Source organism: Isoptericola sp. GX10416 (genome assembly GCF_056590155.1).
Map to the genome: position 1 here is coordinate 1 of NZ_JBWPVO010000010.1, position 24,164 is coordinate 24,164.

At 72.7% G+C, this 24,164-nt stretch carries 25 protein-coding genes; 22 read left to right on the forward strand and 3 right to left on the reverse strand.

Annotated elements, in window-relative coordinates:
• Positions 1–377 precede the first annotated feature (377 nt).
• The 13 genes from ACWAT2_RS14055 to ACWAT2_RS14115 all read left to right on the forward strand — a co-directional run bounded on the left by ACWAT2_RS14055 (position 378) and on the right by ACWAT2_RS14115 (position 13,710).
• Positions 378–821 (forward strand): hypothetical protein, encoded by a 444-nt coding sequence (locus ACWAT2_RS14055; RefSeq protein WP_480048920.1) that lies wholly within the window; start codon positions 378–380, stop codon positions 819–821.
• The gene (locus ACWAT2_RS14060; protein ID WP_480048921.1) at positions 809–1,672 is read left to right on the forward strand and encodes a hypothetical protein; all 864 of its coding nucleotides are present in this window, start codon (positions 809–811) and stop codon (positions 1,670–1,672) included. The genes ACWAT2_RS14055 and ACWAT2_RS14060 overlap by 13 nt, the downstream gene beginning before the upstream one ends.
• The gene (locus tag ACWAT2_RS14065; protein ID WP_480048922.1) at positions 1,669–2,685 is read left to right on the forward strand and encodes an HAD-IIA family hydrolase; all 1,017 of its coding nucleotides are present in this window, start codon (positions 1,669–1,671) and stop codon (positions 2,683–2,685) included. Before ACWAT2_RS14060 ends, ACWAT2_RS14065 begins: the two co-directional genes overlap by 4 nt.
• Before the next feature lie 78 nt (positions 2,686–2,763).
• Complete coding sequence (locus ACWAT2_RS14070) at positions 2,764–2,958, forward strand: hypothetical protein (RefSeq protein ID WP_480048923.1); 195 nt, start codon at positions 2,764–2,766, stop codon at positions 2,956–2,958.
• Positions 2,958–3,845 carry a TlyA family RNA methyltransferase gene (locus tag ACWAT2_RS14075; protein WP_480048924.1) on the forward strand — a complete coding sequence of 296 codons (888 nt, stop codon included), beginning with the start codon at positions 2,958–2,960 and terminating at the stop codon, positions 3,843–3,845. The genes ACWAT2_RS14070 and ACWAT2_RS14075 overlap by 1 nt, the downstream gene beginning before the upstream one ends.
• On the forward strand, positions 3,842–4,783 hold the full coding sequence (locus ACWAT2_RS14080; protein ID WP_480048925.1) for an NAD kinase: 942 nt from the start codon (positions 3,842–3,844) through the stop codon (positions 4,781–4,783). Before ACWAT2_RS14075 ends, ACWAT2_RS14080 begins: the two co-directional genes overlap by 4 nt.
• 2 nt (positions 4,784–4,785) lie before the next feature.
• Positions 4,786–6,504: a DNA repair protein RecN gene (gene recN, locus ACWAT2_RS14085; RefSeq protein ID WP_480049067.1), complete on the forward strand. Its 1,719-nt coding sequence runs from the start codon at positions 4,786–4,788 to the stop codon at positions 6,502–6,504.
• Positions 6,501–7,694, forward strand: a complete 1,194-nt coding sequence (steA, locus tag ACWAT2_RS14090) for a putative cytokinetic ring protein SteA (RefSeq protein WP_480048926.1) — start codon at positions 6,501–6,503, stop codon at positions 7,692–7,694. Before recN ends, steA begins: the two co-directional genes overlap by 4 nt.
• Before the next feature lie 38 nt (positions 7,695–7,732).
• Positions 7,733–8,731 (forward strand): copper transporter, encoded by a 999-nt coding sequence (locus ACWAT2_RS14095; RefSeq protein WP_480048927.1) that lies wholly within the window; start codon positions 7,733–7,735, stop codon positions 8,729–8,731.
• The gene (locus tag ACWAT2_RS14100; protein WP_480048928.1) at positions 8,731–9,597 is read left to right on the forward strand and encodes a hypothetical protein; all 867 of its coding nucleotides are present in this window, start codon (positions 8,731–8,733) and stop codon (positions 9,595–9,597) included. Before ACWAT2_RS14095 ends, ACWAT2_RS14100 begins: the two co-directional genes overlap by 1 nt.
• Positions 9,594–11,285 carry a murein biosynthesis integral membrane protein MurJ gene (gene murJ / locus ACWAT2_RS14105; protein ID WP_480048929.1) on the forward strand — a complete coding sequence of 564 codons (1,692 nt, stop codon included), beginning with the start codon at positions 9,594–9,596 and terminating at the stop codon, positions 11,283–11,285. Before ACWAT2_RS14100 ends, murJ begins: the two co-directional genes overlap by 4 nt.
• An 83-nt stretch (positions 11,286–11,368) precedes the next feature.
• Positions 11,369–13,057, forward strand: coding sequence for a CTP synthase (locus ACWAT2_RS14110; RefSeq protein ID WP_480048930.1), 1,689 nt, complete (start codon positions 11,369–11,371; stop codon positions 13,055–13,057).
• Positions 13,054–13,710, forward strand: coding sequence for an NUDIX domain-containing protein (locus tag ACWAT2_RS14115; RefSeq protein WP_480048931.1), 657 nt, complete (start codon positions 13,054–13,056; stop codon positions 13,708–13,710). The genes ACWAT2_RS14110 and ACWAT2_RS14115 overlap by 4 nt, the downstream gene beginning before the upstream one ends.
• Before the next feature lie 19 nt (positions 13,711–13,729).
• Here the strand turns inward: ACWAT2_RS14115 and ACWAT2_RS14120 are convergent, their stop codons facing one another.
• The 3 genes from ACWAT2_RS14120 to ACWAT2_RS14130 form a co-directional block, all read right to left on the reverse strand.
• On the reverse strand, positions 13,730–14,701 hold the full coding sequence (locus ACWAT2_RS14120) for a COX15/CtaA family protein (protein WP_480048932.1): 972 nt from the start codon (positions 14,699–14,701) through the stop codon (positions 13,730–13,732).
• 74 nt (positions 14,702–14,775) lie between these two features.
• Positions 14,776–15,540: an ABC transporter permease gene (locus tag ACWAT2_RS14125; protein ID WP_480048933.1), complete on the reverse strand. Its 765-nt coding sequence runs from the start codon at positions 15,538–15,540 to the stop codon at positions 14,776–14,778.
• Complete coding sequence (locus ACWAT2_RS14130) at positions 15,537–16,499, reverse strand: ABC transporter ATP-binding protein (protein ID WP_480048934.1); 963 nt, start codon at positions 16,497–16,499, stop codon at positions 15,537–15,539. Before ACWAT2_RS14130 ends, ACWAT2_RS14125 begins: the two co-directional genes overlap by 4 nt.
• A 37-nt stretch (positions 16,500–16,536) precedes the next feature.
• On the opposite strand from ACWAT2_RS14130, the gene ACWAT2_RS14135 reads away from it, so the two are divergent.
• The 9 genes from ACWAT2_RS14135 (at position 16,537) to ACWAT2_RS14175 (ending at position 24,112) form a co-directional block, all read left to right on the forward strand.
• Positions 16,537–17,154, forward strand: coding sequence for an HdeD family acid-resistance protein (locus ACWAT2_RS14135; protein WP_480048935.1), 618 nt, complete (start codon positions 16,537–16,539; stop codon positions 17,152–17,154).
• 195 nt (positions 17,155–17,349) lie between these two features.
• Positions 17,350–18,084 carry a helix-turn-helix transcriptional regulator gene (locus ACWAT2_RS14140; RefSeq protein WP_480048936.1) on the forward strand — a complete coding sequence of 245 codons (735 nt, stop codon included), beginning with the start codon at positions 17,350–17,352 and terminating at the stop codon, positions 18,082–18,084.
• Positions 18,081–19,532, forward strand: coding sequence for a Fe-S cluster assembly protein SufB (sufB, locus tag ACWAT2_RS14145; protein ID WP_480048937.1), 1,452 nt, complete (start codon positions 18,081–18,083; stop codon positions 19,530–19,532). The genes ACWAT2_RS14140 and sufB overlap by 4 nt, the downstream gene beginning before the upstream one ends.
• Before the next feature lies 1 nt (position 19,533).
• The gene (gene sufD / locus ACWAT2_RS14150; RefSeq protein WP_480048938.1) at positions 19,534–20,751 is read left to right on the forward strand and encodes a Fe-S cluster assembly protein SufD; all 1,218 of its coding nucleotides are present in this window, start codon (positions 19,534–19,536) and stop codon (positions 20,749–20,751) included.
• A gap of 3 nt (positions 20,752–20,754) precedes the next feature.
• Positions 20,755–21,099: a non-heme iron oxygenase ferredoxin subunit gene (locus ACWAT2_RS14155; RefSeq protein WP_480048939.1), complete on the forward strand. Its 345-nt coding sequence runs from the start codon at positions 20,755–20,757 to the stop codon at positions 21,097–21,099.
• 40 nt (positions 21,100–21,139) lie between these two features.
• Entirely contained in the window at positions 21,140–21,910 is a 771-nt protein-coding gene (gene sufC / locus ACWAT2_RS14160) for a Fe-S cluster assembly ATPase SufC (protein WP_480048940.1), read from the forward strand.
• Positions 21,911–21,919: 9 nt separating this feature from the next.
• Complete coding sequence (locus ACWAT2_RS14165) at positions 21,920–23,224, forward strand: cysteine desulfurase (RefSeq protein ID WP_480048941.1); 1,305 nt, start codon at positions 21,920–21,922, stop codon at positions 23,222–23,224.
• A 53-nt stretch (positions 23,225–23,277) separates the two neighbouring features.
• Positions 23,278–23,778 carry a Fe-S cluster assembly sulfur transfer protein SufU gene (gene sufU, locus ACWAT2_RS14170; RefSeq protein WP_480048942.1) on the forward strand — a complete coding sequence of 167 codons (501 nt, stop codon included), beginning with the start codon at positions 23,278–23,280 and terminating at the stop codon, positions 23,776–23,778.
• Positions 23,771–24,112 carry a metal-sulfur cluster assembly factor gene (locus ACWAT2_RS14175; RefSeq protein WP_480048943.1) on the forward strand — a complete coding sequence of 114 codons (342 nt, stop codon included), beginning with the start codon at positions 23,771–23,773 and terminating at the stop codon, positions 24,110–24,112. The genes sufU and ACWAT2_RS14175 overlap by 8 nt, the downstream gene beginning before the upstream one ends.
• Positions 24,113–24,164 lie beyond the last annotated feature (52 nt).

The following is a 24,164-nucleotide window of genomic DNA, read 5'->3' on the forward strand; positions in this document are numbered from 1 at the left end:
TGGAGACGGGGTGGGAGAGTAGGACGCCGCCGGACACCCTTCACAGCAGGCCCCCCAACCACACGGTTGGGGGGCCTACTGCATTCCCCCCAAGCTCACAGCGGCCAGCGCCGCGTTCTCTCGCGGGGCGTCGATCGTGCGTGGGAGAATCGACTGCTGGACCGCAACCGAGAGGACCTCCGTGAACGAGACACCGCGTGACGACCGCCCCGAGCGTGACGGCGAGCGTCGCCGCAGCCCCCAGGGTGGGCGCGACGGTTCCTACCGACGTGAGGGCCGTCCGTCGGGTTCACGCGATGCCGGCGCGCGCCGCGACAGCTCGGATCGGGGCAGGAGCTCGGGCGTCGGCCGCACCGGCGACGCCGCGCGAGGCTCGGGTGGCGGTTCCTATCGACGGTCCGACGACACCGGAGACCGCTCTCGTGGTGGGTACCGCGATGGTGGTGACCGCCGCCGCGACGACTCGCGTGGGTCTGGTGCGCCGGCTGGGCGTGGTGGGTACCGCGATGGTGGTGACCGCCGCCGCGACGACTCGCGTGGGTCTGGTGCGCCGGCTGGGCGTGGTGGGTACCGCGATGGTGGTGACCGCCGCCGCGACGACTCCCGGGGGGGACGACCGCCGTCGGGGGGGCCGCGTCGCGACGGCGACAGGCCGCGGACCGGTGACGGGCGTGGCCATGGCGGTCGCGACCACCGGTCCGATGACCGCGCGTCGCGCCCTGAGAAGGCGCCCTCAACCCGGTTCGAAGGCCCGGCACTGCCCGACGACGCGGACTTCCGCCAGCTCGACGGTCCGGCACGTGCGCGGTTGCGTGGTCTGAGCAAGGAGAACGCCGAGTGGGTCGGCGCGCACCTGGTCATGGCCGGACGCCTGATCGACGTCGACCCCGAGCTCGCCTACCAGCACGCCCAGGCGGCGGTGGGGCGGGGCGGCCGGATCGACGTCGTGCGGGAGGCGGCCGGCATCGCCGCGTACCGGACGGGTCGGTTCGCCGAGGCTCTGCGTGAGCTGCGGACCGTGCGGCGCCTCAACGGGTCGTCCGAGCACCTGCCGCTGATGGCGGACGCCGAGCGCGGCCTCGGTCGGCCGGAACGGGCGATCGCCCTGGCCGCGACGGACGAGGCGTCGACCCTCGACGCGGACGGCCGCACCGAGCTCGCGATCGTCGTGAGCGGCGCACGCAGCGACCTCGGCGAGCACGACGCCGCTCTCGTCGTGCTCGACCGCATCCCTGTTGCTGAGCGTGGCGGGGATCTCGGGATCCGGGTCCTGCAGGCCAAGGTCGTCGCGCTGGAGGCGGCTGGCCGTGAGGCAGAGGCTGCCGCGCTCCTGGCGACGGTGGATCCTGCTGTTCTCGCGCGCGTCCTCGGGGACGACGGCGACGAGGAGGACGTGGTGGTGTTCGACGTCTACGACGACTCCGTCGCCGACGAGGACCAGGAGCCCGCCGACACTTCGGGTGATTCGGACGACGTCGCTGCCGCCGAGACCTCGGACGTCGCGGAGCCCACTGTCGAGTCCGACGACGAGTCCGACGACGATGTGCCTGTCGCGGAGTCGGTCGCTGAGCCCGTAGAGCCGACCGACGCGGAGGCAGACGCAGAGGCCGGCACCGACGGTTCTGCGTCCGAGGGATCCCACGCGGAGGCCGACAAGAAGGACCAGGCGTGACCGTCGCGGGTCTCGGCGCGAGCGACGTGCCGTTGGCGCAGGCCCACGACCTCGCACTCGTCGACCTCGACGGCGTTGCCTACCAGGGTCATCTGCCCATCGACCACGCGGCGGCCAGCCTGGGCGCTGCGCGCGATCACGGGCTGCGCCTGGTCTTCGTGACCAACAACGCGTCACGGGAGCCCGAGGACGTCGCCGCCCAGCTCAGCAGGCTGAACATCCCCACCAGGCCTGACGAGGTCATGACTGCCGCCCAGGCGTGCGCAGCCCTGCTGCAGACCCGTCTGGCGGCCGGGTCCACGGTGCTCGTGGTGGGCGGCAAGGGTCTCGCGACGGCGGTCGCGCAGGCGGGCTTCGAGATCGTGGCCGGTGCCGACGATCGTCCCGACGCCGTCGCCCAGGGCTTCTCGCCCGATCTCGGCTGGAGCGATCTCGCCGAGGCGGCCTACGCCGTCGCCGGCGGTGCGTGGCACGTGGCCAGCAACCGCGACCTCTCGCTGCCCACCGCTCGCGGGTTCGCCCCGGGCAACGGTGCACTGGTCGCGGCGGTCGTCGCGGCCACCGGCGTCGAGCCGGACAGCGCGGGCAAACCGTCGCCGACCATGTACCGCATGGCGGTCGAGCGTGCCGGTGCGGAACGACCCCTGGTCATCGGCGACCGGCTGGACACCGACCTCGGCGGGGCGCGAGCAGGTGGCTACCCGGGCCTGCACGTCCTGACGGGCGTGTCGTCAGCTCGCGACGCCGTGCTGGCACCAGCCGGCATGCGGCCCACGTTCCTCGGGGCCGACCTGCGCGTGCTGCTCGAGCCCCATCCGGCGCCGGAGCCCCACGCCGACGGCTGGTGGCGCTGCGGCGGCAGGGCTGCCCGCGTGGTGGGCGGCGCGCTCGAGGTCGACCGTCAGGGACCTCACGGCATCGATGTCGTCCGGGCGGCCTGCGGGGCCGCCTGGGCCACGGCGGACGCCGGAGAGCCGGTCGACGCTGACCGGGTCATGGAGCTGAGCGCCTGACGCCCTGCCTGTGGGTCATCGGCGGACCGCGACCGCGCAGGCGGTAGCGTTGGGGCCGGAACGACCGAGGGAGCCGAGATGTCGCAGGACGCGCAGCACGAGGAGACCGTCGAGCCCGTGGGGTCCGACGACGTCCTCGCGCCCGTCCGTGATCTGGAGGGCCTGCCGACCGCCGAGCACGTCGAACGGTTCGAGGCTGTCGAGCGGCAGCTGAAGAAGCGGCTGGACGACGATCCCACCGGCACGGCGCCGGGCGGCGGGACGGAGAGCTGATGGCCGATCGTGCCGACGTCGAGCTCGTGCGGCGCGGCCTGGCCAGGTCGCGCCGGCACGCGAGCACGCTCGTGGTCGAAGGGCGGGTGCGGGTCGACGGCACGGTCGTCACCAAGGCCTCGGTGCCCGTGGCGGTCGACGCCGAGCTCGTCGTGGAGCCGGACCCGCTGGATCCGGGGTTCGCCTCACGGGCCGGTGGCAAGCTCGCCGGAGCCCTCGACGCCCTCGACGGCGACGTGGACGGGCGTGCTGTCACCGCGCGGATCGACGGTGCGCGCTGCCTCGACCTGGGGGCGTCCACGGGCGGCTTCACGGACGTGCTGCTGCGCCGCGGCGCCGCGCTCGTCACCGCGCTCGACGTGGGCCACGACCAGATCCTGGCTCGGTTGCGGGACGACGAACGGGTCGTGGTCGTCGAGGGGTTCAACGTCCGCGACCTGGCACCGGACGACCTGGACGGCCCGCCGGACGTCGTCGTCGGGGACCTGTCGTTCATCTCGTTGCGCCTGGTCCTCGACGCCGTGGCCGGAGCGACCCGTCCGGGCGCCGTCGTCCTGCTGCTCGTGAAGCCCCAGTTCGAGGTCGGCCGCGACCGGCTCGGCAGCGGCGGTGTCGTCCGGGATCCCGAGCTGCGTGCGGCAGCGGTGGTCGACGTGGCGGCCGCGGCGGCCGTCGCCGGACTGCGCCCTCGCGCGGTGATCCCCAGCCCGGTGCCGGGCCCGAGCGGCAACCACGAGTACTTCTGCTGGTTCGAACGCACGGTGGGCCCCGTCGCGGCCGACGTCGACAGCCTGACCCGTGCTGCGGGGACGGCTGTGGCGTGGACGCCCGACGGAGTGCCGCCGGTCGTCGCCGTCGAAGGACGGCGACAGGGAGGTTCCACATGACGCGACGAGTTCTCATCGTGACCCACAGCGGACGTGCGCAGGCCGTCGCGGCGATGACCGAGGCTGTGGCCGAGCTGGAAGCCGCCGGCTTCGAGGTAGCCCTCCACGACGACGAGGTGGCCGAGGAGTTCGGGGACCCCGCGTCCGTCGTGAGGGCGCGCGAGGGCGTCGCCGAGTCCGAGATCGTCATGGTGCTCGGCGGCGACGGCACGATCCTGCGCGCGGCCGAGCTCACGCACGGCACGGACGTCCCGCTCCTGGGCGTCAACCTCGGGCACGTCGGGTTCCTCGCCGAGTCGGAGCGCGAGAACCTGCACGAGGCCGTGCGGCGGGTCGCCGCACGCGACTACGTGGTCGAGGAACGCCGGGTCGTCGACGTCGTCGTCGAGCGGCCGGGCGAGGACGAACCGGTGACGGGGTGGGCGCTGAACGAGGCCACCGTCGAGAAGGCGCAGCGGGAGCGGATGCTGGAGGTCGGCATCGCCGTCGACGGCCGCCCGCTGAGCTCGTTCGGCTGCGACGGCGTCGTGGTGTCGACCGCGACCGGGTCGACGGCGCACGCCTTCTCCGCGGGCGGGCCGGTCATGTGGCCGGACGTCGACGCGGTCCTGATCGTGCCGTTGTCCGCGCACGCCCTGTTCGCGCGCCCGCTCGTCATCGGGCCGGCGTCGGAGTCCACGATCCAGGTGCTCGACCGCAGCGCGGTGCCGGGCGTGCTGACGTGCGACGGGCGTCGCAGCATCGAGCTGCCCGTCGGGTCCCGCGTCCGGGTGCGTCGCGGTGCGGTGCCGCTGCGCTTCGCGCGGCTCGCGCACGCGCCGTTCACCGACCGGCTGGTGTCCAAGTTCTCCCTGCCGGTGATCGGCTGGCGCGAGGCGGCCGACGAGGCCGCGGCACGCCGTGCCGGGGTCCCCGACCGCCCCGAGACGGAGGGATGAGCGTGCTCGAGGAGATCGCGATCGAGGACCTCGGAGTGATCCGAGCTGCCCGGGTGCCCCTGTCCACCGGCCTGACGGTGATCACCGGTGAGACCGGTGCGGGCAAGACCATGCTGCTGACCGGCCTCGGGCTGCTCATGGGCGGCAAGGCCGATGCCGCGTCCGTGCGCCCCGGTGCGGAGCGCGCCGTCGTCGAGGGGCGCCTCGACCTCGCCCGGCACCCCCTCGCGGCGAGCCGGGTCGACGAGGCCGGGGGAGCGGTGGACGACGACGGCACGGTCGTCGTGCTCCGGACGGTCACGTCGGGGCGGTCGCGGGCCCACCTGGGCGGCCGAGGTGTCCCGCAGAACGTCCTCGCGGAGATCGCCGACGAGCTCGTCACGGTGCACGGACAGTCCGACCAGCTGCGGCTGCGCACCCCGGCCAAGCAGCGAGAGGCGCTCGACCGGTTCGCCGGCAGCGGTCACGCCGAGGTCCTGGCAGAGCACCGCGCGGCCTGGTCCGAGCGCGTCGGGCTGCAGGCCGAGATCGATGACCTGACATCCCGCGCCGCGGAGCGGGCCCGCGAGGCGGAGCTGCTGCGGCTGGGGCTCGCCGAGATCGAGCGGCTCGACCCGCAGCCTGGCGAGGACGCCGACCTGACGACCCTGACGACGAGGCTCGGCAACGTCGAGGAGCTGCGCCAGGGCGCCCAGCTCGCCCACGACGCCGTCGCCGGGGACGACACGGAGGTCGAGGGCTCCGCCGTGCACGCCGTCGAGCGGGCGCGCAGGGCCCTGGAGGCCGTCGCCGGCGACGACCCGGCGCTCGCGGACCAGGTGCGTCGTCTGACGGAGGCCGGCTACGTGCTCGGCGACGTCGCCACCGAGCTCTCGTCGTACGTGGCCGACCTGCAGGCCGACCCCGCCGCTCTGGAGACGGCGCACGCACGGCTGGCCGACCTCGGCTCGCTCACCCGCAGCTACGGGAGCACGATCGACGAGGTGCTCCGCTGGGCCTCCGCCGCGGGACTGCGGCTGCTGGATCTCGACGACGGGGGCGAGCGCATCGACGGGCTGCGCGCGCGGGTCGCCGAGGTCGACGACCTGGTGTCGAGCCTGGCGGCGCGCATCGGTGCCGCTCGACGTGCCGCTGCCGGACGGCTCGCCGACGCGGTCACGGCCGAGCTGGACGGCCTCGCGATGCGAGGCGCCCGGCTCGAGGTCGAGGTCACCGGTGCCGAACCGGGCCCGCACGGCGCGGACCAGGTCTCGTTCCTGCTGCAGGCCCACCCCGGGGCGCCCGCCCGCCCGCTCGGCAAGGGCGCGTCGGGCGGCGAGCTCTCGCGCGTGATGCTCGCCGTCGAGGTGGCGCTCGCCACAGCAGGGGAGGACGGCGACACCGTGCTGCCCACGTTCGTCTTCGACGAGGTGGACGCCGGCGTGGGCGGACGTGCCGCGGTCGAGGTCGGACGCCGGCTCGCCGCGCTGGCGCGCCGCACGCAGGTCGTCGTCGTCACGCACCTCGCGCAGGTGGCGGCCTTCGCCGACACCCACCTCGTCGTCGCCAAGTCCACCCTGGAGGGCGCCGGGACGACGGTGACCGACGTGCGCTCCGTCACGGACGAGGAGCGGGTCCGCGAGCTGGCCAGGATGCTCTCCGGCCAGGACGACTCCGAGACGGCCCGTCTGCACGCCCTCGAACTTCTGGAGTCCTCCGTCGTGGGACCATGGGGCCGATGAGACTGAGCCTCCGCAGGGCCGAGCGCGGCCCCGACACCAGCGACGTCGCCCCCGAGTCGGTCGGTCCGGCGCGCGTCGGCGCGCGCACCAAGGACCTCACCAAGCGGCTCAAGCCGGGCGACGTGGCCGTGATCGACCACGCCGACATCGACCGTGTGGCGGCCGAGGCGCTCGTCGCCGCAGCGCCTTCGGCGGTGCTCAACGCTGCGCTGTCGACGACCGGCCGCTACCCGAACGCTGGACCGGACATCCTGCTCGAGGCCGGCATCGTCGTCGTCGACGGCATCGGTGCCGACGTCATGACGGTCACCGACGGCGCCCCGGTCCACATCGTCGGCGACGAGGTGCGGATCGACGGCCGGACCTTCGACGCCGGGACGCGCCAGACGCCCGAGACCGTCGCCGAAGCCATGGCGGCGGCACGCGAAGGGCTGTCGGACGAGATCGAGCGCTTCGCCGAGAACACGCTGTCGTACCTGCGCAAGGAACGCGAGCTGCTGCTCGACGGCGTGGGCGTCCCCGACGTGCGCACCAGCTTCGAGGGCCGGCACGTCCTCATCGTGGTGCGCGGCTACCACTACCGCGAGGACCTCGCGATGCTGCGCCCGTACATCGCCGAGAACCGGCCGGTGCTCGTGGGCGTCGACGGCGGGGCGGACGCGATCCTCGACGCCGGCCTGCGCCCCGACATGATCGTCGGCGACATGGACTCCGTCACGGACAAGGCGCTGGCCTGCGGCGCGGAGATCGTGGTGCACGCCTACCGTGACGGCAACGCCCCCGGGCTCGAGCGGGTGCGGTCGCTCGGCGTCGAACCCGTCCTCTTCCCGGCCACCGGCACGAGCGAGGACATCGCGATGCTGCTCGCGGACGACAAGGACGCCGAGCTGATCGTCGCCGTGGGCACGCACGCCACCCTCGTCGAGTTCCTCGACAAGGGCCGCGCGGGCATGGCCAGCACCTTCCTCACCCGGCTCCGGGTCGGTGGCAAGCTCGTCGACGCCAAGGGCGTCTCGAGGCTCTACCGCACCCGGATCTCCAACCTCCAGCTCACGCTGCTGTCGGCCGCCGGCGTCGCGGCCGTCGTGGCCGCCCTGTGGTCGACGTCCGCAGGCCAGACCGCTTTCGGCCTGGTCGGTGCGCAGATCGACGACATCGTCTCGTGGATCGGCAGCCTCTTCGGAGGCTGAGCCGTCCACGACCCGGAACCAAGGAGCACTCCCTTCCCGTGATCGACTTCCGCTACCACCTCGTCTCGCTGATCTCCGTCTTCCTGGCGCTCGCGGTCGGCATCATCCTGGGTGCAGGCCCGCTGCAGAACGCCATCGGCGACCAGCTCACCGACCAGGTGAACGCCCTGCGTGCCGAGCGCACCGAGCTGCGCGACACCCTCGGGGAGACCGAGGCCTCGCTCGACCAGCAGAACGCGTTCGCGCTGGCAGCGGGGGCCGAGCTCGTCAACGGGTCGCTCCAGGACGTGCGGGTCGCCGTCGTCGACGTCGACGGTGTCAACGACACCACCGAGGTGGAGGTCGTCAACCAGCTCGAGGCCGCCGGCGCACGCATCGTCGCCCAGGCGTCCCTCACGGGAGCATGGACGTCGGCCGAGGACGCGGTGCTGCGGGGGACCGTGTCGGACGGTCAGCGCGGGCAGGTCGCCGACCTGATCGACGACGAGTCCACGACGGCGCAGGTGCTGGGCACCGTGCTGGGCATCTCCCTGACCGAGCCGGCCTCGGAGACCGCGGACGAACGCAGCGACCGGGCGGTGGACCTCTACCAGCTGCTCTCGCAGGTCGGCCTGGTCGAGTCACGCTTCAACCCGTCGGCACCCGCCGACGCCGTGCTGCTCCTCACGGCGGGGGCACAGGGGAGCGAGGCCGAGACGGCCGACGCCCCGGACGTCCCCGAGGACGTCGACATGGTCGGTGCAGTGCTCGCGGTCCAGGACGCGGCCGGGACCGTCGTGGTCGCCGGCCCGACGACGCAGGACGGCGACCTGGTCGACGAGGTGCGTTCGAACGACGACGCGACGGAGCGCCTGAGCACGGTCAGCGGGATCGAGCAGGAGGTCCTGCGGCTCGACGTCCCGCTGGCGCTGGCCGCCCAGTACGTCGGGGAGGTCGGCCAGTACGGGTTCGAGGACGGCGCCACCGTCGTCCCGCCCGCCGTCGAGCTGCCCGGTCGCGGGTCGACGGACAGCGGGTCCGCGGAGGAGGGTTCCTGATGGGCGTCGGGCGGTTCGTCCTCGCCGGAGCCGTTGCCGCTGCGGCCACGACGCTCGCGCGGCGCGCCCTCGACGCGCGCCCGCCGGGCGGCGGGGCCCGCTGGACGCGGACCAACCACCGGGGTGAGCCGGTGTCGATGCTGGAGGGGCCCGCCGTCGCGCTGGGCCTGGTCGCGGGCACCCTGGTCAGCGGTGGTGACGCCCGGGTGCGCGGTGCCACGACGATCGCCACCGCCGGGGCCGGGGTCTTCGGCGTCGTCGACGACCTCGCCGAGGACACCACGACCCGCACCAAGGGGCTCAAGGGGCACCTCGGTGCTCTCGCTCGGGGCGAGGTGACCACGGGCGGCCTGAAGGTCCTCGGCATCGGCGCGAGCGCGATGCTCGCCGCCGGGATCGGGACCCCCCGCCGGGGCGGTGCGCCGGGGCACGTCAGCGACGTCGTCGTCAACGGGGCGCTGATCGCCGGGACCGCAAACCTGCTGAACCTGCTGGACCTGCGGCCCGGTCGGGCCCTCAAAGCCGCGGCCCTCCTGACGCTCCCGGTGGGGGCCGTCCAGGGTGGCGGCGGCACGGGCGCGCTGCTCGGCGCGACGGCCGCGGCCCTCCCCGGCGACCTCGCGGAGCGGGACATGCTCGGCGACGGCGGCGCCAACGCCCTGGGTGCCTTCGTCGGCAGCCGGTGGGCGTTCGGTGCCCCGCGGCCGGTGCGGGTCGCCGCGCTCGCGGGCGTCGTCGGACTCACCCTGGCCTCCGAGAAGGTCAGCTTCTCGGCGGTCGTCGAGCGCACCGCCTGGCTGCGCCGGATGGACCAGGTCGGACGCCGCCCCGCACCCACGACGGAGTCCGAAGGCGCGACCGGGTGAGCACGCCCGGCGGGCGCAGGGCCGGCACCACGATCGCCGGTGCGGCGCTGCTCATCACCGTGGTGACCCTGGCCAGCCGTGTCGTCGGGTTCGGCCGGTGGCTCGCCCAGGCGTCGTTCCTGGGAACGGGTGGTGTCGACGCGCCGTTCAACGCGGCCAACCTGCTGCCCAACGTGCTCTTCGAGGTGGCGGCGGGCGGCGCGCTCGCCGGCGCCGTGGTCCCTCTGCTGTCGGGCTATCTCGTGCGCGGCGACCGGGAGAAGGCCTCGCGGACGGCGTCCGCGCTGCTCGGTTGGACGATCGTCGTCCTGGTCCCGCTCGGTGGCGCGATGGCTCTCCTCGCGGAGCCGCTCGCCCACCTGCTGCGCCTCGACGACCCGGTGCACGAGGCCGTCGCCGCGGACTTCCTGCGCGTCTTCGCCGTCCAGATCCCGCTCTACGGCATCGCCGTCGTCCTCGGCGGGATCCTGCAGGCCCACCAGCGGTTCTTCTGGCCGGCCTTCGCGCCGCTCGTGTCGAGCCTGGTGGTCATCGGTGTCTACGCACGCTTCGGTGCGCTCGCCGACGGCAATGAGCAGGACGTCGCGGAGCTGACCTCCCAGGCGCTGGGCTGGCTGGCCTGGGGGACGACGGCGGGCGTCGCCTTCCTTGCGCTGCCCCTGATCTGGCCGGTCGTGCGGACCGGTCTGCGGCTGCGCCCGACGCTGCGGTTCCCGGACGGCGAGGGGCGGCGGGCCGCGCGGCTGGCCTTCGCCGGCATCGGCGCCCTGGTGGCGCAGCAGCTCGCCCTCCTCGTGACGATGGTCAGCGCGAACGAGGCGGGCGGTGCCGGTGCCTGGACGATCTTCCTCTACGCGCAGCAGGTGTACTTCCTGCCGTATGCCGTCCTGGCGTTCCCGATCGCGACGAGCGCGTTCCCGCGGTTCGCCGAGCTGGCGTCCGAGCGGCGCGACGACGACCTCGGCCGCCTGGTGTCGTCGACCACCCGGGTGCTGGTCGTCGTGGCCGCGCTCGGTGCGGCAGCCCTGGTCGCGGCCGCGCCGTTCGTCGAGAACGTGTTCGACGGCGTGGTGACCTCCGGTGACGCCGACGGGCTGGCGGGCGCCCTCACCTGGATGGCGCCCGGTCTGATCGGGTACGCCCTCATCCTGCAGCTCTCCCGCGTCCTGTACGCCGTCGACGCCGGACGCGCGGCCGTGGTGGCCACGGCGACCGGATGGGCGGTGGTCGCCGCCGGTGCCGCAGCGTCGGTGCTGGTGTTCTCCGGACAGACCCCCGGGGGGAGCACCCAGGTCCAGGTCCTCGCCTGGCTCGGCGGCGCCACCACCGTCGGCATGACCGTCGCCGGTGCGGCGCTGCTCGTGGCGGTGCGCCTGCGCCTGGGGGGCGCGGCGCTGGGCGGAGTGCTGCGCACCCTGGTGGTGACGGTCCTTGCCGCCGGGCTCGGAGCGTGGTTGGGACGCCTCGCGTTCCCGGCGACGGACCGCTCGGGGGCGGGCACGGGCCCTGCCACGACCGGGCAGCCCGTCGATCTCGGGGCCGCTGCCCAGGACGTCGGCCTCGGACTGCTCGCCGGGCTCGTGGCGGCTGTCGTCGTGCTCCTCGCCGCGGCGCTGACCGACGCCACCGTGCGGGGGCGGCTGACGGGCCTGGCGAAGAGCCTCGCCGGTCGCGCGGCGCGACGCTGACGCAGGCGGTGTGGGCCACCGCACCCCGTGTCGGGTCGTCTCCGGGACGCCGGCCGTCCATCTGTCCGATAGCATGGAGTTCCGTGGCTGACACCCAGAACCGAACCTCGTCCCGCTCCTCCAGCCGCGCCGGTGCGACGCACCAGACGCGCCACATCTTCGTGACGGGCGGTGTGGCCTCCTCGCTCGGCAAGGGACTCACCGCATCCTCCCTGGGCCGGCTGCTGCGCTCGCGCGGTCTGCGGGTCACGATGCAGAAGCTCGACCCCTACCTCAACGTCGATCCCGGGACGATGAACCCGTTCCAGCACGGCGAGGTTTTCGTCACCTCGGACGGCGCCGAGACGGACCTGGACATCGGCCACTACGAGCGCTTCCTCGACGTCGAGCTGCCGGCGTCGTCCAACGTCACCACCGGGCAGGTCTACTCCCGCGTGATCGCCAAGGAGCGCCGCGGTGAGTACCTCGGTGACACCGTGCAGGTCATCCCGCACATCACGGACGAGATCAAGTCCCGGATGCGCGACCAGGCCGGCCCCGAGGTCGACGTGATCATCACCGAGATCGGCGGCACGGTCGGCGACATCGAGTCGCAGCCGTTCCTCGAGGCGGCCCGCCAGGTCCGTCACGAGCTGGGCCGCGACGACTGCTTCTTCCTGCACGTCTCCCTGGTGCCGTACATCGGCCCGTCCGGCGAGCTGAAGACCAAGCCCACCCAGCACTCGGTCGCGGCGCTCCGCTCGATCGGCATCCAGCCGGACGCCATCGTGCTGCGTTCGGACCGGGTGGTCCCCGAGGGCATCAAACGCAAGATCGCCCTGATGTGCGACGTCGACAACGAGGCCGTCGTCAACGCTGCGGACGCCCCGAGCATCTACGACATCCCGCGGGTGCTGCACTCCGAGGGGCTCGACGCGTACGTGGTGCGCCGCCTCGACCTGCCGTTCCACGACGTCGAGTGGGGTGGCTGGACCCGGCTGCTCGAGCGCGTGCACGAGCCGGAGCACAACGTCGAGATCGCGCTGGTCGGCAAGTACATCGACCTCCCGGACGCCTACCTGTCGGTGACGGAGGCGCTGCGCGCCGGCGGTTTCGACAACGACACGCGCGTCGCGATCCGCTGGGTCGCCGCCGACGACTGCAGCACCCCCCAGGGTGCGCAGGAGGCGCTGCACGGCGTCGACGCGATCCTGGTGCCGGGCGGTTTCGGCGTGCGCGGCATCGACGGCAAGGTCGGTGCGCTGCGCTGGGCCCGCGAGAACCTGGTCCCCACGCTCGGCATCTGCCTGGGCCTGCAGTCGATGGTCATCGAGTACGCGCGCAACGTGCTCGGGCTCGCGGAGGCCTCGTCCACGGAGTTCGACTCCGACTCGACGCACCCGGTCATCGCCACCATGGCGGAACAGCTCGCGATCGTCGGCGGCGACGGCGACCTGGGCGGCACGATGCGCCTGGGCGCCTACACCGCGACGCTCGCCGAGGGGTCCGTCGTGGCGAAGACCTACGGCAGCACCGAGGTCTCCGAGCGCCACCGGCACCGCTACGAGGTGAACAACCAGTACCGCGAGCGCCTGGAGGAGGCCGGTCTGCTCATCTCGGGGACCTCGCCCGACGGCAACCTGGTGGAGTTCGTGGAGCTGCCCGCCGACGTGCACCCGTACTACGTGAGCACCCAGGCGCACCCCGAGTTCATGTCGCGGCCCACGGGGTCGCACCCGCTCTTCAAGGGTCTGGTGGCGGCGGCGCTGGTCCGTCAGGGCACGTCGGCGTGAGCCGTCCGGACGCAGGACCGGACCGGGGCGTGGACGTCGTCGCGCCCCGTCCGGTCCGGGACCGCACGGTCGTGCACTCCGGGCGGATCTTCGACCTGGTGCGCGACGACGTCGACCTCGGTGACGCCGGTGTCGTGACCCGCGAGTACCTCGACCACCCGGGCGCCGTCGCGGTCGTCGTGCTGGACGACGAGGACCGGATCCTGCTGCTGCGCCAGTACCGGCACCCGGTCCGGGCCCTGATGTGGGAGATCCCGGCGGGACTGCTCGACGTGGTCGGGGAGCCCGCCGTCGAGGCCGCTGCGCGGGAGCTCGCCGAGGAGGTCGACCTGGTGGCCGACCGGTGGGACGTCCTGACGGACTTCGCCACCACCCCGGGTGCCAGCAACGAGGCGATCCGCGTGTTCCTCGCCCGCGGCTTCCGGGAGGTCCCTGAGGCCGAGCGGCACGAGCGCACGGGGGAGGAGGCGGGGATCGTCACGTCGTGGGTCCCGCTGGACGAGGCCGTGACCCGCGTCCTGGCCGGCGACCTGCACAACCCGTCGGCCGTCGTCGGCATCCTGGCCGCTGCCGCGAGCCGGGCCGGCGGCTGGGCCTCCCTGAGGTCCGCGGACGCGCCGTGGCCGTACCGGCGCGGCGAGAGCCCCGCATGACCTGCGGCCCGACGGCGGCTCAGACGCGGGTGCGCAGCCTCAGCACCGCGTTCGCCGTGGCCCAGACCAGCAGGCCGGCGCCCAGCATGTGCATCCCCACGAGGATCTCCGGTAGTCCGGTGAAGTACTGGACGTAGCCGATCAGGCCCTGAGCCAGGGTGACGGCGAGCAGCAGCCAGGCTGCCCGTCGAGCGTTCGCCAGGCGGTCGACGTCGGCGCCAGGGTTGCGGGGGAGCCGCGACAGCATCACCAGCAGGGCCACGAGAGTGGCGACGAAGAGCCAGACCGTGGCGGAGTGGGCTCGCGTCATCAGGTACGGGTCGAGGGAGAGCCGGTAGCCGACGGTGTTGTCGCCGGAGTGCGGCCCCGCGCCCGTGACGAGCACGCCGAGCGTGACGACACCGACCATGAGCGCGGCGAGCAGCCATCCTGCGACCGTGACCGATCGTGGTCCGACCGGGACGGGAGAGCCGTCCCCCTCGCCGTGCCGGTGCAGCAGGTACGCGCTGAACCAGACGAGCGCCGCGGACACCCCGAAGTGGAGCGACACCCAGCCGGGGTGCAGATCGAGCAGGACGACGACGCCACCGATGAGGGCCTGGGCCACGACACCGGCCAGCGGCACGAACCCGAGGGCGCGGTACTCCGGCGAGCGGCGACGGTCGGTCCACACGAGCAGCAGCACGGCGATCGCCACGATGCCCACGACGAACGTCATGAGCCGGTTCCCGAACTCGATGTAGGGGTGGATGGTCGTCGCCTCGTGCAGCACCGGTGTGAAGCGGCCAGGCTCGCAGTGCGGCCAGGTGGAGCACCCGAGCCCGGAGTCCGTCAGTCGGACGGCGCCGCCGGTGGTGATGATGGCGATCTGCCCCACGACGTTGGCCACGAGCACGCCGCGGGTCCAGCCACGGAAGCGGCCGAGCAGGTCGGGCGAAGCGGTCGGGGCGGCGGAGGAGCCCACGGGCTCCGCGGGGGCGGGGGTGCTCACGGGTCCACGGTAGTGCCCGGCGCGGTGGCGCTACGGCGTCGCCCGGTGCCCGGGCCTGTGAGATTGGTCCGGGCTCAGTGCCAGCGGAACAGTCGGCTCGCACCCGCACCGAACGCTGCCGTCCAGGCGAGGAGCACCATGACGCTCAACGGTGGCACCCCCGCGCCGAGGAGCGCTCCACGCAGACCTTCGCCAAGCGCGCCGGACGGCAGGAACGCCGCGACGTGCGCCATCACGCCGGGCAGCTCCGACGGCGGCACGATGAGGCCGCCGCCGACGACGAGGAGCACCAGCACGAGGTTGGCGACCGCGAGCACCCCTTCGGCGCGCAGCGTCCCCGCCAGCAGGAGCGCGAGGGCGGTGAAGGCCGCCGTCCCGAGCAGGATCAGACCGACCGCGGGCAGGATGCCCGCCGGGTCGGGCGACCACCCGAGGACCAGTGCCACGACGCCGATGACGACGACCTGCACGACCTCGACCGCCAGCACCCCCAGGATCTTGCCGGCGAGGAGCCCGCCCCGACCCAAGGGGGTCGTCGCCAGCAGCCGCAGGACACCGTTGCGACGGTCGAACGCGGTGGCGATCGACTGGGAGGTGAACGCCGTCGTGACGCAGGCGAGCGCCAGGATCCCCGGCGTCACGAAGTCGACCCGGGTGGCGCCGTGCGTGTCGAGCTCGACCAGCGAGGTCTTGACCAGGCCCACGAGCAGCAGGACGGGTACGACGATGGTGACGAGGAGCTGCTCGCCGTTGCGCAGGATCGCCCGCGTCTCGAAGGACGCCTGGGCGGCGATGCGCCGTCGGGCCGGGGCCGCGCCCGTGCTGGGTGGTGTCGTCATCGCAGGTGCCGTCCCGTCAGGTCGAGGAAGACGTCCTCGAGCGTGCGGCGCCCCACCGACAGGCGCCGTGCGAGCACGTCCTGGCCGGCCAGCCACTGCGTGACGGCCGCCACGGAGACGGGCGCGGTCGGTCCGGCGACCCGGTACGTGCCCGGCTCGCCCTCGGTCACGGACCAGGCGCCGTCGGGTACCGCGGCGAGCAGGTGGGAGGTGAGCCCGTCGACGTCGAGCCCGGGCACGGCCTCCAGGTGCAGCGCGGGCCCGTGCCCGTCGTCGCCGGAGGCCAGGAGGTCGGGCACCGAGCCGCTGGCGATGACCCGCCCGTGGTCGACGACGTGCACGAGGTCCGCGAGGTCCTCGGCCTCGTCCATGAGATGGGTGGTGAGGACGACGGCGACGCCCTGGTCGCGCAGCTCGCGGACCAGGTCCCACACCGCGTGGCGGGACTGGGGGTCCATGCCTGCGCTCGGCTCGTCGAGGAACACGACCTCGGGACGACCCACCACGGCCGCGGCCAGGGCCAGGCGCTGACGCTGGCCGCCGGACAGGCGGCGCACCGTGGTGCGCGCGAAGGAATCGAGGCCGAGGCGCTCGGCCAGCTCGCCGACGTCGCGCGGCGCGGCGTACATCGCGGCGACGTGGTGCAGCATCTCCAGGGCGCGCACACCTGTCGGCAGCCCGCCGTCCTGCAGCATCACCCCGACCCTGGGGCGCAACGTCGCCGCGTCGGTCACGGGGTCGAGCCCGAGGACCCGCACCGAGCCGCCGTCCGGGGAGCGCAGACCCTCGCAGCACTCGATCGTCGTCGTCTTGCCGGCGCCGTTCGGGCCCAGCACCGCGGTGACCGAGCCGGCGCCAGCCTGCAGGTCGAGGCCGTCGACCACGTCCCTGCCGCCGTACGTCTTGCGCAGCGACCGCACGACGACGGCAGCGCCGAGTGGCGAAACGGTGGTGGGCACCAGAGGATTCTACGGAGTCGAGAAGAGCGGAGACACCATGACCTTCTACACGTTCGCCCAGCCGGCCGATCTCGCCCAGCTGGCGCGACGCATCTGGTACTGGCCCGTCATCCGCGGCGTGCTCGCCGTGGCGTTCGGGATCCTCGCAGTCGCCCTGCCGGACAAGACCCCCGGGATGCTCGTGCGCGTGTTCGGCGCGTTCGTCATCGTCGACGGCATCGTCAGCCTTGTCGACGGGCTGCGGCGCAAGGGCACCCAGGCGGGGTCGGTCAACACCGGGATCGGCGTCGTCGCGGTCGTGTTCGGTGCGGTGATGCTGTTCCTGCCCGGCGTCACCCTCACGCTCTTCCTCGCGCTCGTCGCGATCTGGGCCCTGCTCTTCGGCCTGCTCCAGATCTTCGGGTCGTTCGCGATGCGCTCGCAGGGAGGCGGCTCGTGGGTCTGGGGGCTCGTCTCCGGGCTGATCTTCGTGGCGCTCGCGGTGGTGTGCTTCGTCCGGCCGAGCGAGACGATCGAGTTCATGTCGATCCTCGTGGGGATCTTCGCGATCGTCATCGGGGTGGTGCTGGTGTCGCTCGGTCTGCGGATGCGCAAGATCGGGAAGCAGGCCGGGAGCGACCCCGACGTGATCGAGGGCGAGGTCGTCGAGGGCTGACGACGGATGACGTGGTCGTGACGGTGCGGTGAAACCTGTGTGACGTGCGTCGCAGCCGGCGTCGGGACCAGGGGATCCGCGGGTTCGGTGAGGCATGCCTTGCTTGACATCCTGCATTACGCAACAAGGATGTTATGTATATCGACGAGGCTGTCCGGGTGATCTGTGCCCGGCGACGAACCGGGAGGTGACCACGTGACGTCAGCGCCAGCGCCCGTCACGCTGCCGCCGTCCGGCACGGACGTCGACGGCACGCGCCGTCGCGTCCTCGGCCTCGTCGCGACGGAAGGGCCCGTCACGGCCGGCGAGCTCGCTGCGACCCTGGGCCTGACCTCCGCCGCGGTGCGCCGTCATCTCGGCTGCCTCGAGAACGAGGGCACCGTCACGGTGCACGACGCCGGCCCTGCCGCCGGCGCCGCCCGGCGCGGCCGTCCGGCCCGGCGCTACGTCGTCAGCACGTCCGGCCAGGCCGAGCTCGGCGGCGAGGACGTCGAGCTCGCGACCCAGGCCATGCGGTTCCTGCGACGCACCGCCGGGGACGAGGCGGTCGCCGCCTTCGCGACGGAGCGCAACGACGCCGTCGTGCGCCGGTACGCGCCCCGCCTGACCGCCACCGACCCCCGCGAACGGGCAGCGCAGCTCGCCGACCTGCTCGCGGCCGACGGCTACGCCGCCTCGGTCCGACCCGTCGTCGGACCGCAGGTGCCCGTCGTCCAGCTCTGCCAGGGCCACTGCCCCGTGCAGCACGCCGCCGAGGACTTCCCCGAGCTCTGCGAGGCAGAGGCGCGCGCCTTCGCCCGTCTGCTCGGTACCCACGTCCAGCGGCTGGCCACCCTCGCAGGCGGCGCGCACGCCTGCGTCACCAACGTCCCACTGGCTCCCCCCACCCCCGCCCGCCGCTCGCGCGGCACGCAGGAAGGAACACGATGAGCGCCCCTACCCAGGACGCCGCGAACGCGGCTCCGGAGCAGCGGTCCGACGAGGACATCATCGCCTCGATCGGCGCCTACGAGTACGGCTGGCGCGACAGCGACGCAGCCGGACAGTCCGCCCGGCGTGGCCTCAACGAGGACGTCGTGGCGAACATCTCCGCGCTGAAGAATGAGCCGGAGTGGATGCTCAAGGCGCGCCTCAAGGCGCTGCGCCTGTTCGACAAGAAGCCGATGCCGGGCTGGGGCGCCGACCTCACCGGGATCAACTTCGACTCGATCAAGTACTTCGTGCGCTCCACGGAGAAGCAGGCCACCAGCTGGGAGGACCTGCCCGAGGACATCCGCGCCACGTACGACCGGCTCGGCATCCCCGAGGCGGAGAAGCAGCGCCTCGTCGCCGGCGTCGCCGCGCAGTACGAGTCCGAGGTCGTCTACCACCAGATCCGTGAGGACCTGGAGGAGCAGGGCGTCATCTTCGTCGACACCGACACCGGCCTGCGCGACTACCCGGAGCTGTTCCAGGAGTACTTCGGCACCGTGATCCCCGCGGGCGACAACAAGTTCTCCGCGCTGAACTCCGCCGTGTGGTCGGGCGGCTCGTTCGTCTACGTCCCGCCGGGCGTGCACGTCGAGATCCCGCTGCAGGCCTACTTCCGGATCAACACCGAGAACATGGGCCAGTTCGAGCGGACGCTGATCATCGCCGACGAGGGCTCCTACGTGCACTACGTCGAGGGCTGCACCGCGCCGATCTACTCGTCGGACTCGCTGCACTCCGCGGTCGTGGAGATCATCGTCAAGAAGAACGCCCGCGTGCGCTACACGACCATCCAGAACTGGTCGAACAACGTGTACAACCTGGTCACCAAGCGCGCCACGGCCGAGGCCGGCGCGACCATGGAGTGGGTCGACGGCAACATCGGCTCCAAGGTCACCATGAAGTACCCGGCGATCTACCTGCTGGGCGAGCACGCCCGCGGCGAGACGCTGTCGATCGCCTTCGCCGGCGAGGGACAGCACCAGGACGCCGGCGCCAAGATGGTGCACGCCGCGCCCCGCACGTCGAGCTCGATCGTCTCCAAGTCGGTCGCCCGCGGCGGTGGCCGGACGTCGTACCGAGGTCTGGTCCAGGTGCTCGAGGGCGCCACCGCGTCCGCGTCGAACGTGCTGTGCGACGCGCTCCTGGTCGACCAGATCTCCCGGTCCGACACCTACCCGTACGTCGACGTCCGCGAGGACGACGTGTCCATGGGGCACGAGGCGACGGTGTCCAAGGTGAGCGCGGACCAGCTGTTCTACCTCATGTCCCGAGGCCTGGACGAGACCGAGGCCATGGCCATGATCGTGCGCGGGTTCGTCGAGCCCATCGCGCGCGAGCTGCCCATGGAGTACGCGCTCGAGCTCAACCGCCTCATCGAGCTGCAGATGGAAGGGTCCGTCGGCTGAAATGACCGCAACCACAGATCTCACGACGGACCACTCGCGCGCCGTCGCCGACGGCGCGCACTCGCACGGCGTCGTCCCCGCCGGCTCCCGCGCGGAACGCGTCACCTCCTTCGACCTCGCGGACATCCCCGTGCCGTCGGGCCGTGAGGAGGAGTGGCGCTTCTCGCCGGTCGCCCGCCTCCAGCCGCTGTTCGCCGAGACCCTCGGCACCGACGGCGTGACCGTCACGGTCGACGCCGCCCCCGAGGTCAAGGTCGAGACCGTCGCCGCCGGCGACGCCCGCCTGGGCCGCGCCGGCAAGCCCGGCGACCGCACCGCCGTCGCCGCCTGGAACGCCGTCGCCGAGGCGACCGTCGTCACGGTGCCGGCCGAGGCCGTCGCCTCCGACGTCACCTCCGTGCGCGTCGACGGCGTCTCGAAGGACGCCACGGCGAGCCACCTGGTCATCGAGGCCGAGCGGCACTCCCAGGCCGTCGTCGTCGTCGACCACCGCGGCGACGCCCTGCTCAACCAGACCCTCGAGGTCGTCGTCGGCGACGGCGCGAACCTCACGGTCGTCTCCGTGCAGGACTGGGCCGACGGCGCGGTGCACGCCTCGTCGCACCGAGCAGTCATCGGCCGCGACGCCAAGCTCAAGCACGTCGTGGTGACGTTCGGCGGCGACGTCGTGCGCGTCACCCCGGACGCGACCTTCACCGCCGAGGGCGGCGAGGTCGAGATGGTCGGCCTGTACTTCGCCGACGCGAACCAGCACCAGGAGCACCGGCTCTTCGTGGACCACGCCGTGCCGCGCTGCAAGTCGCGCGTCACCTACAAGGGCGCCCTGCAGGGTGCCGGCGCGCACGCGGTCTGGGTCGGCGACGTGCTCATCCAGGCCGAGGCCGAGGGCACCGACACCTACGAGCTCAACCGCAACCTCGTGCTGTCCGACGGGGCGCGTGCGGACTCCGTGCCGAACCTCGAGATCGAGACCGGCGAGATCGACGGCGCGGGCCACGCGTCGGCGACCGGCCGGTTCGACGACGAGCAGCTCTTCTACCTCATGGCTCGCGGCATCCCCGAGGCCGACGCCCGTCGTCTCGTGGTGCGCGGCTTCTTCGCCGAGCTGATCGACGAGATCGGTGTCTCGTCGGTCGAGGAGCGGCTGCTCGCCTCGATCGAGGCCGAGCTGGAGAAGTCGATGAGCGTCATCACCGGCGTCCCGGCGTCGGAGGCCTGAGGCATGGCCATGCAGATCGCCTGCGCGGCGGACGACCTCGCCCCCGAGGAGGCCACGCTCGTCGAGCTGGCCGGGGTGTCGGGGACCGTGCCGGTCGCCGTGGTGCGTGACGCGGACGGCGAGTTCCACGCCATCAGCGACATCTGCTCCCACGGGGCGGTCTCGCTGTCCGACGGCGAGGTCGAGGGGTGCCTGGTGGAGTGCTGGCTGCACGGGTCGCAGTTCGACCTGCGCACCGGTCGCCCGCTGCAGCTCCCCGCGGTCCAGCCCGTGCCCGTCTACCCGGTGCGCGTCGAGGACGGCAACGTGCTCGTCGACGTCGACGCGACCGTCGCCGTGGCGTCCTGATCCTTTAGCTTTCGAGAACACAGACCTGGAGAACCACCTGATGTCCACCCTGGAGATCCGCGACCTGCACGTCAGCGTCGAGACCAAGGAAGGCCCGAAGCCGATCCTGCGCGGCGTCGACCTGACCATCAAGTCCGGTGAGACGCACGCCATCATGGGCCCGAACGGCTCCGGCAAGTCCACGCTCGCCTCGGCCCTCGCCGGGCACCCCAAGTACGAGGTCACCTCGGGCACCGTCACGCTCGACGGCGAGGACGTCCTGGCGATGAGCGTCGACGAGCGCGCCCGCGCCGGCCTCTTCCTGGCCATGCAGTACCCCGTCGAGGTGCCGGGCGTGTCCGTGGCGAACTTCCTGCGCACCGCCAAGACGGCCATCTCCGGCGAGGCCCCCGCCCTGCGTCACTGGGGCAAGGAGGTCAAGGGCGCGATGGAGAACCTGCGCATGGACCCGGCCTTCGCCGAGCGTTCCGTGAACGAGGGCTTCTCCGGCGGTGAGAAGAAGCGCCACGAGATCCTGCAGATGGAGCTCTTCAAGCCGCACTTCGCCATCCTCGACGAGACCGACTCCGGTCTCGACGTCGACGCGCTGCGCATCGTCTCCGAGGGCGTCAACCGTGCCAAGGAGACCACCGACGTCGGCGTGCTGCTCATCACGCACTACACGCGCATCCTGCGCTACATCCAGCCCGACTTCGTGCACGTCTTCGTCGACGGTCGGATCGCCGAGGAGGGCGGGCCCGAGCTCGCCGAGCGTCTCGAGGCCGAGGGCTACGACCGCTTCCTCACCACCGGTACCCCCGCGTCCGCCTGAGGACCTGCGATGACCGCCACCGACACCGTGCGCCCGGCAGCGAGCTTCACCACGCGTGAGCTCGCCGCCATCCGGGCGGACTTCCCGCTGCTGGAGCGCACGGTGCGGGGCGGTCGCCCGCTGGTCTACCTCGACTCCGCGGCCACGTCGCAGAAGCCGAACGTGGTCCTGGAGGCCGAGGTCGACTTCTACGAGCAGCGCAACGCCGCCGTGCACCGCGGCGCGCACCAGCTCGCCGAGGAGGCGACGGAGGCGTTCGAGCAGGCGCGCGCGGCCGTGGCCGCGTTCGTCGGGGCCGACGTCGGCGAGATCGTCTGGACCTCGGGCGCCACGGCAGCGATCAACCTCGTGGCGTACGCACTGTCCAACGCGACCTCGGGTCGCGGGGGAGAGCCGGCGGCCAGGTTCCGCCTGGCGCCCGGCGACGAGATCCTCGTCACCGAGGCGGAGCACCACGCCAACCTCGTGCCGTGGCAGGAGCTGTGCGCCCGCACCGGTGCCGTCCTGCGCTGGATCGGCGTGGGCGACGACGGCCGGCTCGACGTCGATGCCCTCGACCACGTCGTCACCGACCGGACCCGGGTCGTGGCGTTCGGTCACGTGTCCAACGTGACCGGGGCGATCGCTCCGGTCGACCGGTTCGTGGCCGCGGCCCGCCGTGTCGGGGCGCTCACGGTGCTGGACGCCTGCCAGTCCGTGCCGCACCTGCCCGTCGACCTGCACGCGCTCGATGTGGACTTCGCGGCGTTCAGCGCGCACAAGATGGTCGGTCCCACCGGGGTCGGCGCGCTGTACGGGCGGCGAGAGCTGCTGGAAGCCATGCCTCCGGTGACGACCGGCGGGTCGATGGTCGAGGTCGTCACCATGGAGACGACGACCTACGCGCCGCCGCCGCAGCGCTTCGAGGCCGGCACCCAGATGGTCGCCCAGGCTGTCGGCATGGGCGTGGCCGCCGAGTGGCTCGACGAGCTCGGCATGGACAAGGTCGCCGTCCATGAGCACGAGATCGCGGCCGAGCTGCTGAAGATCGCCGAGATCCCGGGCGTGCGCGTCGTCGGACCGCTCGACGCCGCCGACCGGGTGGCCGTCGTGTCGTTCGTGGTGGACGGCGTCCACGCGCACGACGTCTCCCAGGTGCTCGACGACCGCGGCATCGCGGTGCGGGTCGGACACCACTGCGCGCAGCCGCTGCACCGCCGGTTCGGCGTGGCCGCCACGGCGCGGGCCTCGGCGTCGGTGTACACCAGCGTCGAGGACGTCGTCGCGTTCCGGGAAGCATTGGCAGGCGTGCGCGCGTTCTTCGGTGTGGACTGAACGATGAAGCAACGCACCGGGAGGCTCGGTCCGTACCCCGGGGAAGGACAGCCGTGAGCTCGCTCGAGCAGATGTACCAGCAGGTGATCCTCGACCACGCCAAGCGCCCGCAGGGGCGCGGTCTGGTCGACGCCGTACCGGGCCACCTCGCGGGGGAGTCGCACCAGGTCAACCCGACGTGCGGTGACGAGATCACCTTGCGTGTCGACGTGGAGACCGGCGCCGACGGCGTGCGGCTCGCGGGGGTCTCCTGGGAGGGCCAGGGGTGCTCGATCTCGCAGGCGTCCGCCTCCGTCATGGCGGGCCTCGTCGAGGGGCAGGAACTGGCCGAGGTCGCCCGCCTGGACGCAATCTTCCACGACCTCATGTCGTCGCGGGGCAAGGGGCTCGACGACGACGATGCCCTCTACGCGATCGGCGACGCCGACGCGTTCACCGGGGTCTCGCAGTACCCCGCCCGCATCAAGTGTGCGCTGCTCGGCTGGGCAGCGCTGAAGGACTCGCTGGCGCGCAGCGGCGCGCCGGCCCACCGACCCGGAGGAACCGATGACTGAGAACACCACCGAACCGGTGGCGGCCCCGACCAACGTCGCCGACGTCGAGGAGGCGCTGCGCGACGTCATCGACCCCGAGCTCGGCATCAACGTCGTCGATCTCGGCCTGATCTACGGTATCGAGCTCGACCAGAACAACCACGCCACCATCGACATGACGCTCACCTCGGCGGCCTGCCCGCTGACCGACGTCATCGAGGACCAGGCCGCGCAGGCGCTCGAGGGCATCGTGACGGGCCAGCGGATCAACTGGGTGTGGATGCCGCCGTGGGGCCCGGAGAAGATCACCGACGACGGTCGCGAGCAGCTGCGGATGCTGGGGTTCAACGTCTAAAGGAGATGCGGTGCTCTCGAAGGTCGATTGACTTGCGGAAACACCGTCTGAC